We start from the raw sequence: 17,009 nt of genomic DNA, 5'->3' as shown, positions 1-17,009 counted from the left end.
ACCCCGAGGCTAGAACTTGCCCACGAGGTGGCACTCCGCAAAGTGCTTGTGCTCGTACTCGACTAGCTTTGGCTGCTTGACATCGCAGAGTCCCTTCTGGGCATAGATACACCTCGGGTGGAAGCGGCATCCGGGTGGTATGTTGACTGCACTCGGGACCTCACCCCTGATAGGCAGCTCTTTTATGACGTTCTTGCGCTCTGGCTTCGGCTCTGGAACCGCTGCCAGAAGTGCCCTAGTGTACGGATGGAGTGGATTGTCGATGACACGCTTCGCCGGACCCATCTCCACTATTCTACCGAGGTACATGACTGCCATCCAGTCGGCGAAGTATCTGGCGGTGGACATGTCGTGGGTGATGTAGAGGTAGGTAACACCCATCTTATCTTTGAGCTCCTTCATCAACTCCAGTATCTCTGCCCTTATTGAAACGTCGAGCATTGAGACAGGCTCGTCGGCGACAATGAACGTTGGGTTGAGGATGAGGGCACGGGCTATGGCAACACGCTGCCTCTGACCGCCGGAGAGCATGTGTGGGAACCTGCTGACGTACTCCTCGGGCGGGGTTACCTTGACCATCTCAAGGGCCTTGTAGATAAGCTCCTCGCGCTCCGCCCTAGTCTCACCTATACCATGTATCAGGAGGGGTTCCTCAAGGACGTCGAATATCCTGAAGCGCGGGTTCAGGGAGGCAAACGGATCCTGGAATATTATCTGAACCTTTTTCTTGTATGCAAGAAGCTCCTCTTTGGTGGTTATCTCGGTAACGTCCGTTCCCTCGAGGTATATCTTTCCGTCGGTTGGCTCAAGGAGCTTGACCACTAGCCTTCCTGTGGTCGATTTACCACAGCCGCTCTCACCAACGAGGGCGAATACCTGCTGCTTGTATATATCAAAGCTGACTCCGTCGACGGCATGGACGAACCTCGGGGGAAGTCCGCGGAGCGAGTCCATGATTCCTCTCTTGAGCGGGAAGTACTTCTTGAGATTTTCAACCTTGAGTATTGGCTCCGCCATTTCTCACACCTCACAGCAACCAGCATGCGGCGTAGTGGTCCTTATCAACTTCTTTAAGCTCGGGAACCTGCTCCTTGCACACCTGCATCGCGTACGGGCACCTCGGGTGGAAGCGGCATCCGCTCGGCGGGTGGGCGAGGTTGGGTGGCTGTCCTGGGATGAACTCGAGTCTGTCAACGTCCTCGTGAAGTCTTGGTATAGCTGCAAGGAGCTTTTGGGTGTACGGGTGGGCAGGCTCGTAGTAAATCTTCTCACTCGGGCCAAGCTCGACTATTTTTCCAGCGTACATTACCGCTATCTTGTCGCTTATCTCCGCGAGGATGCTGAGGTCGTGGGTGATGAATATCATTGACAGGTTAAGCTCCTTCTTGAGCTTTTTCATGAGGTTGATAATCTGGGCCTGGACGATAACATCGAGGGCCGTGGTCGGCTCGTCCGCTATAACGACGCTCGGCTCCATGAGGAGAGCCGTTGCAATGATGACACGCTGCTTCATACCTCCGGAAAGCTCGTGCGGGTAGCGGTAAACTATCTCGGGGTCGAGACCAACGAGTTCGAGGTATTTCTGCGCCCTGTCAAGGGCCTCTTCATGCTCCATGCCTTTGTGATAGACGAGCGGCTCAGTCATCTGGTAGCCGACGGTGTAAACCGGGTTCATAGCGTTCATTGCACCCTGGAAGATCATAGCTATCTTTTCCCAGCGGATTTCCTTTCTGAGGACGTTGTCGGGAAGACCGACTATCTCCCTTCCGTCGACCTTTATGCTCCCGCCGACTATCTTTCCGGGTGGGGTGGGCATGCCCAAAAGGGTAAAGCCGAGGGAGGACTTGCCGCATCCGCTCTCTCCGGCAAGCCCCATAACCTCACCCTTCTTGAGGTTGAAGGTGAGGTCGTCCACGGCCTTGACAGCGCCCTTGCTGGTGAAGTAGTACATCTTAAGGTTCTTAACTTCAAGAGCATAGTCCGTCATTCACATCACCTCACGTGCGCTTGAGCCTCGGGTTGAGCACTGTGTCGAGCGAGACACCGAGCAGGACGAACACCAGGCCGACGAACGATATTGCCAGTCCGGGCGGTATGACCTGCCACCAGTAGCCGTTTATCGTGGCTCCGTTCTGATGTGCCGCGTTAAGCATCTGACCCCAGGTGATGAGGTTCTGTGAGGTCAAACCGAGGAAGCTCAGTCCAGCCTCTGAGAGGATTGCTCCCGGAACGCTGAGGGCTATGCTTGCAAAGGCGTACGGTAGGAGCTGGGGAACTATGTGTTTGAAGACAACCCTTCCGGTGCTGGCACCGAGCGCTCTCGCCGCCTCAACGTAGGTCTGCTCCTTGATTTGGAGAGCCATACTCCTTGAGACCTTCGTGGTGCCCATCCATCCGAAGAGGACCAAGATCAAAACCAGCTGCGTGAGATCAATCCTGCCTCCAAAGTACAGTGAAAGGAGGATGAGCATTGGGAGCATTGGAAGGGTCATCATGAACTCCGTGAACCTCTGTATAGCTTCATCGGCCCAGCCGCCAAGGTAGGCGCTCGTAACTCCGATGAGTATTCCGATGAGAACGGAGCTTATTGAAACTGCCAGACCTATCGCTAGGGCAACCCTGGTTCCCCAGAGGATACCAAGGGCAATGGGCCTGCCGTACTGGTCGGTTCCAAGGATTCCATAGGTTCTTCCAACGAATGCCACCTTGAAGTTGCTAAAGTCGAGCTTAACATCCTTAGGAACGGTTATCGTGATCACTAGTCCGTAGGTGCCCTTGAGGGACACCGGGTTTGAGAGGATTTGGTTAACTGAAAGCTTGTTGCCGTTATTGGTCATCTTTCCAAACATTACCCTCATCGGATCCATTGCGGCTACCAGCTGGTAGAGGGTGGAGTTGGCCATGGCGAACATGTTGATGTTGTTGGGGTTAACCATCTGGGGGGGAACGTTGGGGAGATGGAGTATGCCGTTTACATAGAGCCAGTAGAGGATGTGGTTCTTTGTCTGTCCAAGCGGTCCAATCTGGATGGCATTGCCGTTGGGCAGAGTTATGCCTGAGATGATTTGCAGGTTGTTGTCCTTGACTCCCTTCTCAGGCGGTCTTATAAGCTCCACAGCAACGACGGGAACTTCCTTTGGGTTTGTAGCCGTGGAGTTCAGGCCAATTATGACGATATCCGCCGGTGGAATGTCGTACTTCATGTCGTATGTTAGGGCCAGCTTGTAAACCTTGTAGGAACCGTTGGTTAGGGTTTCAAGGTGGAGGTTATTGATAGTGTACTCCTTTTGGGGGGCTCTGGTTTGAGAGGTGAAGTAGTTCTCCCACGAGGGTGGGGCGTTTTTTGGGTTGGTAATCCATGCTGTGCCCGTCTGCCACTTGACGGGGACGTTGGGGCTCGTCATGAAAGGTGCTCCAATGGCCAATACGAAGAGTAATATGAGGAGGATTAAACCGGTTATACCGGATTTCTGGTGCTTGTAATCGTCCCAGAACCTTTTGACGCTGTCTTTGAAGTCTACCCATCTCATCTTTCACCACCTCATGAACCTGCCGACGCACCAATCCTGACCCTCGGGTCGAGGTATGCGTAGAGTATGTCTGCGAGCACCATTGCGAAGACGGTGATTATTGCGAACATGTAGTTAAGTGCCATCATCGTCCTTACTGCGTTCATTCCGAGGGCAGTCCAGTAGAGCCTGCCCATTCCCGGCCAGTTGAAGACTATCTCAGTGATTATTGCTCCACCGAGCGAGCCTATGAGTCCAAAGATAACCATGGTTATGATTGGTGGTGAGGCGGCCTTGAGGGCGTGACCGTAGATGACCTTCCTCTCGGGGACGCCCTTGGCCCTGGCGACCATGATGAAGTCCTCCTGCATGGTCCCTATCATGATGTTCCTGGTCTGCCATGCCCATCCACCGAAGAGGTTGATGACTATGGTGAGAACCGGAAGGCTCATCTTCTTCAGTATGTTGATCCATCCGTTGACTTCAACCTGAGAGTAGAGCGTTATCGGCAGCCAGCCCAGGTAAACGACGAATAGGAGTATCATCAGCATTCCGAGCCACCACATCGGAAGGCTGGTGGTGACCATTGCAAGGATGGATATTGTCCTGTCGAGGAGGCTTCCCGGGCTCTGGGCGCTCTTGACACCGAGACTCACACCGATTAGGATGACCAGTATCTCAGCCGTGGTGAAGAGTAGTATTGTCCTCAAGAGTGCTGTCCATATCTGATCCTTAACGTTGTGGGTTCCAAACAGCGGAACGATAGATCGCCCCCACCGGAACAGGAACGTGTTCACTGTATAATGCCATGCTCGTTCCCAGTATGGCTGGTCAAGACCGTAGTAGTGCCTCCAATAGGCTGTCCTCTGGTCTATCCACTCCTGTGATGGAGCCGAACCATGATGCTGGGAGTATGCCCTGACCTCCTGAACGACTGTGCTTTGAACCTGCGATTCAAGCTGGATGGTGGCCAGCTTTGTGAACAGTGCTGACATTAGCAGCACTGCCAGAAACAGGATTATAATGGCGTTCACGGTTCTGTACGCAACGTACTTTCCAAAGCTCATTCCCATTGTATCCCCTCCGGGCACGTCTCTAAATCACCAGGATAACAGGTTTTACGTGCTAGTTAAACTTTAAATAGTTTTCTCTAAAAAATGCACGGATGCACACATTTGTCAGAATGAACATTACTTAGAAAGAATGAGAAAAGGAAAAAGCCTCACTCCCTCCTCTTCAGGAAGAGGAGTGGGAGTGCCGCAAGGGCGACGATCAAAGCCGGACCGCAGATGCTGTGTCCACTGCTTGAGGTGGTTGTGGGGCTGCTGGTGGTTGTCGTGGTTGTGGGGCTGCTGGTGGTTGTCGTGGTTGTGGGGCTGCTGGTGGTTGTCGTGGTTGTGGGGCTTGAAGTGGTGGTCTGCTGTGTAACCGGCTCGACTGACCTTGCTGCGAAGAAGCTTCCGAGACCGCTGATCGGGTCGGGCATTGTAACCTTAATCTTCTTCTTGTTGGCTAGGAAGAAGTTCCAGGTCTCAACAGTGTAAACACGCGGCGAGTTCAGCATGTGCGTGCCGTAAGCAAGCTCATAAAGATCCCAGAACTGGTTGGCGTTCTTGATGCTGACGGTCATGTTGTCCGGCCCCTTCCAGCTGTTGTACGCGAGCACCATGGCGAGGTCGTAACCGGTCCAGTCCTCAAGCGGCTTGAGCTTGGCAGGGGTGTTGTAGTACTTGAGGTTGAGTTCCTGGATGAACTTGTTAACGTTACCGTTAGCAACCGTCTGAATAAGGTCGTTAATGGTCATTGGGTTCTTGTAGGCGGTACCCCAGTTCGGGTCAACGTAGTAGTCAAAGAACCAGTAATCCCAGGCAATTGAACTCAGCGGCTGAATGCCACTGCTAACCCAACCCTCAGTGTAAACGTTCCACTGAAGGGTCGTTGGGCTACTACCATAAACAACCTTGTTCGCCTGGGTCCTGCTCCACTTCAGAACCTGGACGTCAAAACCAGCCTTCTGCAGAAGCTGGCCGATGTACTTGCCCTCGTCAAGCCTCTGGTCCTCAACACGGGCAACAACCTTGACCGTAACCGGCTGGCCGTCGAACTCCCACTTGCCGTTGACTTGCTTCAGGGTGTGACCCTTGGCCTGAAGCGCCTGAGCAGCCTTGTTCATAGCCTGGTCGATCATTTTAATAGCGTACTGCTCATCACCCTGCGGGGTGAAGCCGAGGGCCTTCGCAACAATGTCAATCCTCTTGGCAGCGTCAACCTGACCGCTAACCTCAGGACCGTAGAGCGGGTATCCACCGCCCTGGAGGATGTTGCTCACGATGTAGTTCCTGTTGACGAGCCAGTTCATGGCGTACCTAACACCACGGAGGGCGAACGGGTTGAACTTAACGGTACCAGTCGAGTTAACGAGACCAGTCTGCGGGTTGCCGACAAGGTTCAGGTCGAGCGCCCACCAGACGCCAATGGACTTGATAAGGCTGACGTCCTGACCGTAGTTCTGAACGACCTTAGAAAGCTGAGTATACGGGGTAGCGTACCAGTAGAAGTCGTAGTCGCCCTTTGCAACGGCGAGGATTGCGGTCTGCGCGTTGGCGGTACCGTAAATGTCGACCTGCTTCCAGTGCGGCTGCCACGGGATTGGGACGCCGTTGATCTTACCGGTGGCGAAACCAATCCTCTTGTTGCCAGCGAGCTTGAGGACCACGGTGAGGGCCTTCGGGTTGTAGCTTGCAACGTAGTACGGGCCGTTACTGATGATGACGTTCTTGTAGTTGTCAACCCACTTGATGACGTCCTGGTAACCCTGCTTCGCAAGGCTCTCGGTGATGCCTGCCTGGTCCATTGTTATGCCCCACTTCTGGAGGACAGGCTTGAGGGTGCTCAGCCAGATTGGGATGGTCCCGCTGTTGAGGAGTGACTGAGCCTCCTGCTTGAAGTATGGCGCCTGACTCGGGCTTATCATGTCAAGCTGGTAACCGTTCTGCGGCTGCTGGCTCCAGGAGAATTTCTTCCCTCCAACACCGTTGGCAACGGCCTGACTGAGGACGTTGTAAAGTTCCCATGGGATGGACGGGTACTCCATGAGGTTTCCAACAGCGGTTCCCCACTCGCTGTATGGAACAACGTAGTTCTGGTAGATGGTGTACTCGACGTAATCGTTCGTGAGCTTGTTAACCTTTATACCCCAGAACTGGGCGAGGACCTGCTGGAGGTCGTTGCCCCAAGTCTGGTCGTAGTACTTATCGTTCTTACCGTTCTGGTAGGCCCACTCGAAGTTCATGGCGAGGTCAAACATGAAGTCTGCGAGGGTCATGGGTTGACCATCAACCCACTGGCCGAGACCGCACTTCCAGGTGACTGCGCTCTTTGCAGTCTTGCCGGCGTACGGGTCAACCCAAGTCTTCTGAGTCCCGTTCCAGATGTAAGCATCGTTCGGGACTTGGACGTTGTACTTGACACTGACGAGCTGGCACCTGTAGTTGTGGTACTGGGCGTCCGCGCCTACCGCGTAGGGTGGGTCGTTGAGGAAGTACCAGACTCTAAGGGTGTAAACGTCGGTCATTCCACTCGGTGATGGGTTGAAGACACCCATGAAGAGGTTGTTGCTCGAAGCCAGCTGGACGATTTTAAGAACATCGCCCTGAGGAGTGCTGGCAGCGCTTGCAGGCTTGGAAACTAAGAAAACACTAAACAACATCAAACCCATAACAAACAATCCCAAAGCCTTCCGATTCATACTCCATTGCCTCCTTCACTTTTTGGCAATATTGCCATCTACGGGGTATAATGGCATGGACTTATACAGCGAGAGCCTATTTAAGGGTTACGTTATTGTAAAAGTGCTAGAATGTAAAAAGATGTATTCGGCGTTCTTTATCCTTTAACAGGATCACGTGGGTTTGTATATAAAATTGCGACGCTATTTGGGGTGGAACATTAATTAAGACTTCATTAACTATTATGTTCCGTGATCAACCGAGTTAGCGAGCTGTAGAAATCTGAAAAAACCATGCCCTCATACTAACCATTATGAAATCATAGAAAAGTTTAAAACGTTATTCACTTCAACGGCGGGCGGGCACTATGCATGAGCTTGTCCTAAGAGGTAAATTTGTTTTTAGGAACCGCATCCTGAACGGTTCAATTGGCATTTCCAATGGGGTAATCTCCAAGATTTCTGTAGGTGAACTGAAGGGTGAAAGGGTAATAGACCTTCATGGTAGGCTCATCCTTCCGGGGCTCGTCGATACGCACGTTCACCTCAGGGATTTCGAGCAGAGGGACAAAGAAACAATTGAGAGTGGATCCAAGGCTGCGCTTCACGGGGGGATAACAGCGGTCTTTGACATGCCCAACACGAAACCCCCAGTCATGGACGCGCGGACCTTTAAGAGGAGGGAGGAACTCCTCTGGGAGAAAGCGTACACAGACTACGCCATCGGCTTTCTCCTCAGTGGAAACTGTGGTGAGGCAGAAAAGTCGAAGGCCGACTTCTACAAGATCTTCATGGGCGCATCCACTGGAGGAATCTTTTCCAAGGATTTTGAGGGGGACTACTCCTGCTCTCCGGGTATTGTGAGTGTTCACGCTGAAGACCCAGGAGTAATCAGGAAAGACCCGGAGAGGCCGCCCAAGGCGGAAATCACGGCGGTAAAGCGTGCTTTGGAAGCCGCTAAGAGACTTAAAAAACCGCTGAACATCTGCCATGTCTCCACGGAGGAAGGAATACGAACCATCTTGGAAGTGGGACTGCCATGGGTGAGCTTTGAAGTTACACCACACCACCTCTTCCTCACGAAGAAAGACTACGAGAGGAACCGCCTGCTCAAGGTTTATCCACCGCTCAGGGATGAAAGGGACAGAAAAGCGCTCTGGGAGAACTTTTCAAGGATCCCAATTATAGCGAGCGATCACGCGCCGCACACTCTGGGGGACAAGGAGGATGGCGCGGCAGGGATTCCGGGGCTGGAGACTGGAGTGGCGCTTCTCCTCGATGCCGTGAACAGGGGTCTAATTACGGTCTTTGATATCGTGGAGAAGATGCATGACAACCCAGTGAAAATCTTTGGGATAACTGGACGCCACTTTGAAGCTGGGGAGGAGGCCACCTTTACGGTGGTGGACCTTAACAAGGAGTGGACCGTTAAACCCGGAGACTTTTACACGAAGGCGAGGTGGAGCCCCTGGGAGGAGAAGAGAATCAGGGGAAAGGTCGTGATGACGATCCTCCGCGGAAGGGTGGTTATGGAGGACGATGAAATCATCGGAAAACCTATGGGGGTTAGGCTTGATGTACACGATGGTTGAGACTGATGAGATTCTAAGCGCGGCAAGGGATGTTAAGGCCTTCAGGCTGAAAAAGCGTTTCGATTTCTCACCTGGCCAGTTCGTCATGGTCTGGCTTCCTGGAGTTGGGGAGAAACCCTTCAGCCTAGCGTGGAAAGACCTAATAGTGGTCAAGCGCGTTGGATCCTTCACTTCGAGGCTCTTCGAGCTTGAACCCGGTGATAGGCTGTGGCTCCGCGGGCCTTACGGAAAGGGTTTTGAACCCGTGGGGAAGAAGGTCGCCCTCGTTGCAGGAGGGATAGGGATACCTCCGCTCTATGCCTTGGCCAGGGCTTACAGGGGGGGCTTTGAGGAGATAACCCTTATCTACGGTGCTCGTTCTAAGGAAGAGCTGGCTCTCATGGATATCGAGGACTACGTCGACGAGGTTGTTATAACCACCGACGACGGCTCCTTGGGGAGGAGGGGCTTTCCAACCGACGTCCTGGCCGAGAGGAAGGATGAGTTTGACCAAGTCTACGCCTGCGGTCCGGAGCCGATGCTGAAGGCCGTTCTTCGGGCGATGGACTACAGAAACGTCCAGATATCCGCGGAGCGTTACATGAAATGCGGAATAGGTGTCTGTGGATCCTGCTCCCTTGGGAAGTATCTAGTCTGCAGGGACGGCCCGGTCTTCAGCGGTTCCCAGCTCAGGGGACTCCTCTAACCAGTCAACTTTTTAAACCCCGGGAATCCGTCCCGGTCGGTGAGAGAATGAAGAGGATGAGCTGGGAGGAGTTTGCAAGGAGCATGGGCGTCGAGCCGAGGAGGCTCGAGAACAGGGAGGCGAGACTTTTAAAGGAGTTCGTCATGGATTTGAAGTTCCCTACCCACTGCAGGGGCTGCCAGGGACTGGATTTAAGCAACCCCAATCCAGTCCACCACCCAAGCTACGAGCTGACCCCAGCCTGCAACCACGATTGCATATTCTGCTACTCAAACGTCGCAGTAAAGCTTGGGAAGGCTCCCAAACCCGGATACTACGGCGGGAGTGACCCGTACGCGATAACCGTCTCCCAGTACGGTGAGCCATTGCTCAGCCCTCGCATCGTCGAGGTCAATAAAATGCTCCGCGAGCGCTTTCCGAAGGCGAGGCTCGATCTCCAGACAAATGGTTCGCTCTTGACGGAGGAGCTATGGAGCAAACTTGACTTTGACCTCGTGATGATAAGCCTCGACGCCGCTTCACGGGAAAAACACTTGAAGATAACGAACGCGGACACGTTTAACGCAGTGATGAACGCTCTAAGGATAGTCGGATGTGACAAAAGCGCCCGCTCCGTCGTGAGGACGATCTTCATGCCCGGAATAAACGATGGGGATATTCCAAAGATAGCGGAGCTTGCCGCTTCGCTCGGAATAGATGAGATGATGCTTCAACCTCTAACTATCCACGAACTCAACGTTGAGCGCTTGAGGGAGGCTGGCCTCGACTTTGAGAGGGCAGAGAGCGTGAGGGAGTTCCTGAAGGTGGCGATGGAGGCGAAGAAATACATTGACGTAAGGATAAGCGGCTGTCAGCTCGCGGTATACAGGACGATGGACCCGCTAACGCTCTTCGGCGCGAGGCGCGTTGCAAGGGACGTTGCACCTGCAATGAAGCGTGAGCGGGAAGACGGAAAAACCGTTTAAGTCCTTCCGCCCTATTTTGTCTGTGGTAACGATGCTATCGGAGTTATTATCGCTGTTCCTGCTGAGTCTGTTCATCATCTTCAACATAGTGGTGCTCTTCGCCAGGACGGTAGGGAGCCTTACGGGGATGGCATGGAGAACGGTTCTCCGTCTCGACCTTCCGGAGAATGAGAAAAAAGGTTGGGAGAGGTTGCACGCCCTCATTTGGCTCGCCGTTGGGCTGTGGGCGTTCATCACCCTCTGGGGCTGGAGTTTGATGAGGATCATCGGGGCCATCTTTGGCTTCCTCTCCTTCAGGAGCGGTGCCAACGTAACCAGAACCCTCGTCTACGGCCTGCATGACAGAAGGATTATCAAGGAGCAGGATAGTGGAGGAAAGGTTCTCGGCGTAGTGGCCAGGGCAACCGAACTCTCGCTTCTTTTGGAGACTGTTCTTGTTCTGGCCTTTGCACTGACGTACAAGGCCCTCTCCGTTGCAATCCGACCGGGGGTTGGGGCCAACACCTTCATAGTTTATCTTTGGCTTTCCGGCTTGCTCTTTGGCTTGCTCTTTGGATGGTTCATTGCCAGGAACAACCGCGGAATTCTCCTTAGGAACGCCATAGCAACCGTTGGCTTCTTCACGATTAGGAAGGGCAAATCCAAGGCGGACAAGACAGTCGAGGCAGTCAAAAAAGCCCCTGAAAAGCTCCTCCCAAGGACATCAAAAACGCGCAAATAACCTTTTTAAACGTCTCCCCTTTTCTTCCACCATGCTCAAGTGCTCACTCTGCGTTCACGACGAGAGGACCGCGAAGATCGACGTAATCAACGGGAGGCCCCTCTGCCGGGAGTGCCAAGTCTACCTCAGACATCCAATCGATAGAAACGCCGTTCGCAAGGAGTTAGATGAGCTTATGAAAAACGTTAATCGGGCGGTTGTCGCATACTCCGGCGGAAAGGACAGTGTTGTGGCCCTATACCTCGCGAAGGAAGTTTACAAAATCCCTGAACTCGAGGCGGTGATGATAGACCACGGACTCATGGCAAAGGAGGCCATAGAGAACGCGGAAAGAATAGCAGAGCACCTTGGAGTTCCGTTCAAGCTCCTCAAATACGACTACTTGTACATCTTCCGCGAGGCCCTTCTCAAGGCCCAAAGCCCGTGTAGAGCCTGCTCCAAAAGGATGATGGAGAAGCTTAGGAAGTACGCGTTGAAGAACAATTACCACTACATCATAACCGGCCATGAGCTTCCCTTCGGCCACCATCCTTACAAGAAAATGTCCGGGGGAATAACCCAGGTAAGACTCCTCTCAATGATGACGGAGGAGGAGCGCTTTGAAATCCTGAAAAAGCTCCCCTTCCGGTTCCCGGAGCTACCGGGGTACACTACTAACTGTCTGGTTTTGGGTCCGGCCCTTGAGCTTTACTGGGAGAAACACGGCCACAGCTTCGAACAACGAAGAATAGCGGCCCTTGTGAGGTACGGGCTTATGAGCAGGGAGAGGGCCGAGAGGGAGCTTGAAAGGCCCTCAGTTCCGGAGGAGCAGAGGAGGACCGTCTTTGGGAAACTTGGGCTTAACGTTTCCTGCTCTGGGATGGTGTTAAAAGGTAAAGGCTCATAGCCCAATGGTTCTCCTGAGGGCGTCCTTTGCGACCTCTATGACATCTTCAGGCTCCGCATCTACCTTCCCCCTTGCGAGGTTGTCGGTGCCGCCCCCCTTGCCCCCAAGCTCTTCTATGACCTCCCTGAGGAGTTTCCTCATCGAGACATCGACTTCCTCGTTCTTGGCGAATACAACATAGTTCTCCCCAGCAAGCAGGAGTATCGACCCGGGATTCTCCTTGACGAAGTTGATAGCGAAGGCTTGAGCGTCTTTCATCTCCCACTTCTCGACGAGGGAGAAGACGTTGTAGTTCCCCATCTCTACCGCCTTGTCGATGAGGGCACGGCCCTTCCAGTGCCACAGCTCCCTTCTAAGGTCGTCTATCTGCCCTTCAAGTGCCTTGATATTTTCATTAAATTCCATTACCCTCTCCGTTAGGGGTGGGTTCTTGTTGGGCATGTCGTTGAGGGCGCTCCAGTAGTCTTCGAGAATCCCGTTGAGCTTTTTCAGTGCCCTGTTGCCACAGACGAACTCTATCCTCCAGAGGCCTTTTGCTTTCCTGTAGAACCTGAGGACCTTTATCAGCCCTATCTCGGAGGTGTTACTAACGTGGGTTCCGCCGCAGGGAGTTCTGTCTACACCTTCAATCTCTACTATCCTCACCCTGTCCGTGACCTTGCTGACGTGCTTCCGAAGGGTCTTGGCGATATCCTCAGGAAGGTACTTAAACTCCTCAGTCTCAATGGGGATGGCCCTTCTGATGATGTCGTTGGCCTCTATCTCAGCCCTTGTTATCATACTCCAGTCGAGTTTACCATTGACCTCTATCTTGTTGTGTTCCTCGAATATCTGGAACCCTGTTGTGTCTAAGTCATAAAGCCTCTTGAGAACCGCAGATAAGATGTGCTGACCCGTGTGGTTCTTCATGTTCTCGTATCTCCAGTCCCAGTCGAGCTTTAGCCTCACTTCCTCCCCCTTTTCCGGAATCCTGTCCTCTATGATTCCCTCGTGCCAAACATCCTCGCGGCTCTTAACTTTGGTCACCTTGATGGTAAATCCATTGCCCTCGATAAGTCCCCTGTCCGAGGGCTGGCCCCCTCCCTCGGGATAGAATATCGTCCTGTCAAGCAGGACCTCAACGAAACCGTTTCTGAGGTTTTTAACGTCAACCACCTTTGAGGTAGTCTCCTTAAGGTACGGGTCCCTGTAGAAAAGAAGCTCGGTCACTTCAACCACCCCACTCCTCCGATCCTTTCATCTCGCGCGCGTATTCGCTGGCCATCATCCTCAGTAGCGAGGCCATATCCTTGTTGTAGCGGTCCTGCATGTCCGCGAACTTCCTGAGGGCGAGGGCTATACCGTTCAACCTCTTGATGTCGGTGACTATCCCCTCCTGCTTGCGGGATATCTCGTTTAAAACAGCACTTATTTCCACCATTGCTCCTATGTCCCTCCCGAGGACGTCTGTTCCCTCCTTTATCTTATCCATAACCGTGAGTGCATCCCTCAGTGTGTCCAGTTGCTCCATGACCTTTGCGTTGAAGTCCTTGATCTCCCGGGCAAGGTTCATGGTCTGAATCGCCATCTTCCTTATCTCGTCGGCAACAACGGCGAAGCCCCTCCCGGCTTCCCCCGCTCGTGCCGCTTCAATCGAGGCGTTGAGGGCTACAAGGTTGGTCTGCTTGGCCACGCTGCCTATTGAATCGCTTATCCTTGATATGTACTCTAAGTTTTCCACCAGCATGTTGAACTCCCGGGCGAAGACCTCAAAGCGCTGAAAAAAGGGTAAGAAATCCTTTTGAAAGCGTTCCATCTCCTTCATAACCTGGGAGAGCTTGCCTATGTTCTCGATAATTATCGTGTTGTTCCTCATGAACTTTCCGCTTATCTGGTCTGCCAGCTCGTCTATTATCTTGCTTGACTCTCTACTGGAGGTTTTTATCCTCACCGACTGGGCCAGTGCACTCGATGCCTTCTCGATGCTCCTTATCTGCACCCCCACCACCTCATCTCATGACGTCTATTCCCGTTTTGAGGTTGGCCAGGAAGTCAAAGAACCTTCCAACGTGCTTCTTGGGGATTATGGCACCGTGTTGTGGCAGTATGGCTTCTACCTCGAGGTACTTTACGCGGCCAAGCCAGAGTTTTATGGCGGCACTCGTTGGCATGAGCCTTTCATGGATGGCTTTCATCGCCTGTATGTGCCTTTCCATACTGTCAACGACGATGTATGGTTCATCGAGGAGGGCTATACCTATGTCGCCGGAGAAAAGAAACTTGCTCCTGTGGTCGTACAGCGTAAAGTGCCCGGGACTGTGAAGAAAATGAGCTGGTATGAACTCCAGCGTTGTTGCACCAAATCTCATACTCTCCCCCTCGTCGGGGAGCTGGTATGTAACCGCCCCCGCGTCCTCAAAACCGAAGTGCGGCAGAAACCTCGTCCAGAGCCAGTGGACGAGTATTTTGGCGTTGCTCACTTCTCTCCATAGCGGTAGGCTCCCGGCAACATCCGGGTCCTGGTGGCAGATGTAAACGTACTCTATGTCCCTAGGGTCGATGTATTTGGAGGAGTTAGCGAGCACTTTCGAAAATATCTTGTATCCTCCGGGGTCGATGAGTATGCCCTTGCCCCCACTGACTATGAGGTAACTGTTGATGTCTATCTCCTCTCTTCCCTCCTGGGTTCCGAGGTAGACCACCATGTGATCCTCGTCTTTATAGAGAACGTGGCCCTTCCTTGGATCTAGGCCTGCTTCGATGAAGTATTCTCCCACCGTCACCACATGAGAGGATTCCGAGAAAGCCATATTTAAGTGATTTGCTTACACAACCACTTACATAAACGTCTGGAGAAAAAAGAGGGCTTGGGCTTCAGGAACCTTCAGCCCGGTTCCTTGCCTCGATTAACGCCTTAACTCTCTTGAGTCTGAAGAAGTTCTCGCGCTCCATTTCGTCGAGGCGTTGTTTTATGAATTTGACGGTGGCTTCCATGCGTGGGATTATGATGTATTCGAGCGCGTTGACGCGCCTCTTGGTTGTCTCTATCTCCTTTGCGAGCCTTTTGAGGGTTTCCTCAACCTCTGCAAGGCGAACCGTCAGGTCAAGTGCTTCTTCAAACTTCTCGGCGGCGAGATCTACCCTGGACGAGCTTGATACGAACGCGTATCCGCGCTCTTCTGCACCCCTTCTGAATGATTTGGCCTCAATGAGCGGGACCGGAACGCCCATGACGTTTCTCTTCTTGACGTTGACTTCCCTGTTTGGCTTCACCGAGAGGCTTATCTCCTTAAGGTGGAGCGTCCCCACGTCTATTTCGGCCGATTGGAGGGCTTTGAAAGCTTCCTCCATTTTCATTCCGAGCTCTTCCCTGAGTTGAAGGGCCTCGTCGTAGATGGTGAAGAACTCCATTACAAGGGCGTCCTGCTTGTCCTTGAGGAGCTTGTGTCCCTTCTTGGCCAGTTGGATGCGTCTCTTGAGGTTCAGGAGTTCCATCCGCGTCGGCTTCACGTTGAGCAACTCTGCCATTTCGACCACCTAAAATTTTGAAGGGCGTTAAGCCCTCTTCCTGTACTTGGGATGGTACTTGAGGATGTGTTCCTTCCTGACACGCTTGAGCTCGCTCTCCGGAAGCTCCGCAAGAAGCTCCCAGCCTAGGTCCAGTGTCTCGAAGATGCTCCTGTCCTCATCGTAGCGCTGGGCAACGAACTCCTTCTCAAAGCGGTCCGCGAACTTGAGGTACTTCCTGTCGGTCTCGCTCAATGCCTCTTCACCAACAACTGCCACAAGGTCTCTAAGGGATCTGCCTTCTGCGTAGGCTGCGTAGAGCTGCTGGCTGAGCTGTGGGTGGTCCTCCCTCGTCATTCCCTTACCGATACCATCCTTCATCAGACGGCTGAGTGACGGAAGGACATCTATGGGCGGGTAGATACCCTTCCTGTGGAGTTCCCTGCTGAGGACTGTCTGGCCCTCGGTGATGTAGCCTGTCAAATCCGGGATCGGGTGGGTGATGTCGTCGTCGGGCATCGTCAGGATGGGCACCTGCGTGATTGAACCCTTCCTGCCCCTGACGCGACCTGCACGTTCGTAGATGGTCGCTAGGTCGGTGTACATGTAACCGGGGTAACCGCGCCTTCCGGGAACCTCCTCCCTAGCCGCGGAAATCTCACGGAGCGCTTCCGCATAGTTGGTCATGTCAGTGAGGATGACAAGCACCTGCATGTCGTAGTCGAAGGCGAGGTATTCGGCGACGGTAAGGGCCATACGCGGGGTGATGATGCGCTCGATGGCAGGATCATCGGCGAGGTTGAGGAACAGGACAGCCCTCTCTATGGCTCCAGTCTCCTCAAAGCTCTTCTTGAAGAAGTTGGCCTCCTCGTAGGTGATACCCATCGCCGCAAAGACAACGGCGAACTGCTCCTCATCGCCGAGAACCTTTGCCTGCCTTGCTATCTGGGCCGCCAGCATGTTGTGCGGAAGACCGGAACCGCTGAATATGGGTAACTTCTGACCGCGGATGAGGGTGTTCATTCCGTCTATGGCAGAGACACCGGTCTGGATGAAGTCCCTTGGGTAGGCCCTCGCGACCGGGTTGAGTGGTGCACCGTGGACGTCCCTCCTGTCCTCGGGGATGATCTCCGGTCCACCGTCTATGGGTTTACCGATACCGTTGAATACCCTCCCAAGCATATCCATTGAAACTGGAACCTTGAGGGTCTCACCGGTGAAGCGGACGCGCGTGCTCTTGACGTCTAAATCGCGTGTTCCCTCGAAGACCTGGACTATCACGAGATCCTCCCTTGCCTCAAGAACCTGTCCTTTTCTCTTCTCCCCTTTCTGGGTCTCTACTTCAACGACCTCACCATAGGCAACTCCCTTAACTCCCTGGACGATCATGAGCGGCCCATAAATCTTGCTAACGGTTGAGTACTCCATTCCCGGCATC

Annotated in this window: 15 protein-coding genes; 5 read left to right on the top strand and 10 right to left on the bottom strand. The window is 53.3% G+C overall.

Annotated elements, in window-relative coordinates:
- Positions 1–9 precede the first annotated feature (9 nt).
- From MV421_RS10060 to MV421_RS10040, 5 genes are all read right to left on the bottom strand, one after another.
- On the bottom strand, positions 10–1,017 hold the full coding sequence (locus MV421_RS10060) for an ABC transporter ATP-binding protein (protein WP_297418593.1): 1,008 nt from the start codon (positions 1,015–1,017) through the stop codon (positions 10–12).
- Between the two features lie 10 nt (positions 1,018–1,027).
- Complete coding sequence (locus tag MV421_RS10055; RefSeq protein ID WP_297418596.1) at positions 1,028–1,987, bottom strand: ABC transporter ATP-binding protein; 960 nt, start codon at positions 1,985–1,987, stop codon at positions 1,028–1,030.
- Positions 1,988–1,997: 10 nt separating this feature from the next.
- Entirely contained in the window at positions 1,998–3,530 is a 1,533-nt protein-coding gene (locus MV421_RS10050) for an ABC transporter permease (RefSeq protein ID WP_297418599.1), read from the bottom strand.
- 11 nt (positions 3,531–3,541) lie between these two features.
- A complete protein-coding gene (locus MV421_RS10045; RefSeq protein WP_366938831.1) occupies positions 3,542–4,582 on the bottom strand; it encodes an ABC transporter permease in 1,041 nt (346 codons plus the stop codon).
- Between the two features lie 149 nt (positions 4,583–4,731).
- Entirely contained in the window at positions 4,732–7,218 is a 2,487-nt protein-coding gene (locus MV421_RS10040; protein ID WP_297518309.1) for a CGP-CTERM sorting domain-containing protein, read from the bottom strand.
- Positions 7,219–7,604: 386 nt separating this feature from the next.
- On the opposite strand from MV421_RS10040, the gene MV421_RS10035 reads away from it, so the two are divergent.
- Genes MV421_RS10035 through MV421_RS10015 form a run of 5 tightly spaced genes read left to right on the top strand, consistent with a single transcriptional unit; the run spans position 7,605 to position 12,085 of the window.
- Positions 7,605–8,828: a dihydroorotase gene (locus tag MV421_RS10035; RefSeq protein ID WP_297503188.1), complete on the top strand. Its 1,224-nt coding sequence runs from the start codon at positions 7,605–7,607 to the stop codon at positions 8,826–8,828.
- On the top strand, positions 8,812–9,513 hold the full coding sequence (locus MV421_RS10030; protein ID WP_297418608.1) for a dihydroorotate dehydrogenase electron transfer subunit: 702 nt from the start codon (positions 8,812–8,814) through the stop codon (positions 9,511–9,513). Before MV421_RS10035 ends, MV421_RS10030 begins: the two co-directional genes overlap by 17 nt.
- A gap of 47 nt (positions 9,514–9,560) precedes the next feature.
- Positions 9,561–10,478 carry a radical SAM protein gene (locus tag MV421_RS10025; protein ID WP_297418611.1) on the top strand — a complete coding sequence of 306 codons (918 nt, stop codon included), beginning with the start codon at positions 9,561–9,563 and terminating at the stop codon, positions 10,476–10,478.
- Positions 10,479–10,509: 31 nt separating this feature from the next.
- Complete coding sequence (locus MV421_RS10020; protein ID WP_297418772.1) at positions 10,510–11,199, top strand: hypothetical protein; 690 nt, start codon at positions 10,510–10,512, stop codon at positions 11,197–11,199.
- 31 nt (positions 11,200–11,230) lie between these two features.
- Entirely contained in the window at positions 11,231–12,085 is an 855-nt protein-coding gene (locus MV421_RS10015; RefSeq protein ID WP_297418613.1) for an ATP-binding protein, read from the top strand.
- Here the strand turns inward: MV421_RS10015 and MV421_RS10010 are convergent.
- The 5 genes from MV421_RS10010 to MV421_RS09990 all read right to left on the bottom strand — a co-directional run bounded on the left by MV421_RS10010 (position 12,080) and on the right by MV421_RS09990 (position 17,008).
- Positions 12,080–13,294, bottom strand: coding sequence for a DHHA1 domain-containing protein (locus MV421_RS10010; protein WP_297418617.1), 1,215 nt, complete (start codon positions 13,292–13,294; stop codon positions 12,080–12,082). The genes MV421_RS10015 and MV421_RS10010 overlap by 6 nt on opposite strands.
- A gap of 1 nt (position 13,295) precedes the next feature.
- Positions 13,296–14,063, bottom strand: coding sequence for a methyl-accepting chemotaxis protein (locus MV421_RS10005; RefSeq protein ID WP_297418773.1), 768 nt, complete (start codon positions 14,061–14,063; stop codon positions 13,296–13,298).
- A gap of 10 nt (positions 14,064–14,073) precedes the next feature.
- Positions 14,074–14,841: an MBL fold metallo-hydrolase gene (locus tag MV421_RS10000; RefSeq protein ID WP_297418774.1), complete on the bottom strand. Its 768-nt coding sequence runs from the start codon at positions 14,839–14,841 to the stop codon at positions 14,074–14,076.
- A 97-nt stretch (positions 14,842–14,938) separates the two neighbouring features.
- Positions 14,939–15,592, bottom strand: a complete 654-nt coding sequence (locus MV421_RS09995) for a V-type ATP synthase subunit D (RefSeq protein WP_297418620.1) — start codon at positions 15,590–15,592, stop codon at positions 14,939–14,941.
- 27 nt (positions 15,593–15,619) lie between these two features.
- Positions 15,620–17,008: an ATP synthase subunit B gene (locus tag MV421_RS09990; RefSeq protein WP_297503191.1), complete on the bottom strand. Its 1,389-nt coding sequence runs from the start codon at positions 17,006–17,008 to the stop codon at positions 15,620–15,622.
- Between the last annotated feature and the right edge of the window lies 1 nt (position 17,009).

Source organism: Thermococcus sp., from assembly GCF_027023865.1.
Classification (GTDB): domain Archaea; phylum Methanobacteriota_B; class Thermococci; order Thermococcales; family Thermococcaceae; genus Thermococcus.
The sequence above is the reverse complement of the archived record's forward strand: the minus strand, read 5'-3'. Positions and strand labels throughout refer to the sequence as shown.

Excerpts from the sequence above, each read along its gene's own strand:
- MV421_RS10060 (WP_297418593.1), bottom strand. The coding sequence starts at position 1,017 with ATGGCGGAGCCAATACTCAAGGTTGAAAATCTCAAGAAGTACTTCCCG.
- MV421_RS10015 (WP_297418613.1), top strand. The coding sequence starts at position 11,231 with ATGCTCAAGTGCTCACTCTGCGTTCACGACGAGAGGACCGCGAAGATC.
- MV421_RS10020 (WP_297418772.1), top strand. The coding sequence starts at position 10,510 with ATGCTATCGGAGTTATTATCGCTGTTCCTGCTGAGTCTGTTCATCATC.
- MV421_RS09995 (WP_297418620.1), bottom strand. The coding sequence starts at position 15,592 with ATGGCAGAGTTGCTCAACGTGAAGCCGACGCGGATGGAACTCCTGAAC.
- MV421_RS10030 (WP_297418608.1), top strand. The coding sequence starts at position 8,812 with ATGTACACGATGGTTGAGACTGATGAGATTCTAAGCGCGGCAAGGGAT.
- MV421_RS10025 (WP_297418611.1), top strand. The coding sequence starts at position 9,561 with ATGAAGAGGATGAGCTGGGAGGAGTTTGCAAGGAGCATGGGCGTCGAG.
- MV421_RS10050 (WP_297418599.1), bottom strand. The coding sequence starts at position 3,530 with ATGAGATGGGTAGACTTCAAAGACAGCGTCAAAAGGTTCTGGGACGAT.
- MV421_RS10040 (WP_297518309.1), bottom strand. The coding sequence starts at position 7,218 with ATGTTGTTTAGTGTTTTCTTAGTTTCCAAGCCTGCAAGCGCTGCCAGC.
- MV421_RS10035 (WP_297503188.1), top strand. The coding sequence starts at position 7,605 with ATGCATGAGCTTGTCCTAAGAGGTAAATTTGTTTTTAGGAACCGCATC.
- MV421_RS10055 (WP_297418596.1), bottom strand. The coding sequence starts at position 1,987 with ATGACGGACTATGCTCTTGAAGTTAAGAACCTTAAGATGTACTACTTC.
- MV421_RS10045 (WP_366938831.1), bottom strand. The coding sequence starts at position 4,582 with ATGGGAATGAGCTTTGGAAAGTACGTTGCGTACAGAACCGTGAACGCC.
- MV421_RS09990 (WP_297503191.1), bottom strand. The coding sequence starts at position 17,008 with ATGCCGGGAATGGAGTACTCAACCGTTAGCAAGATTTATGGGCCGCTC.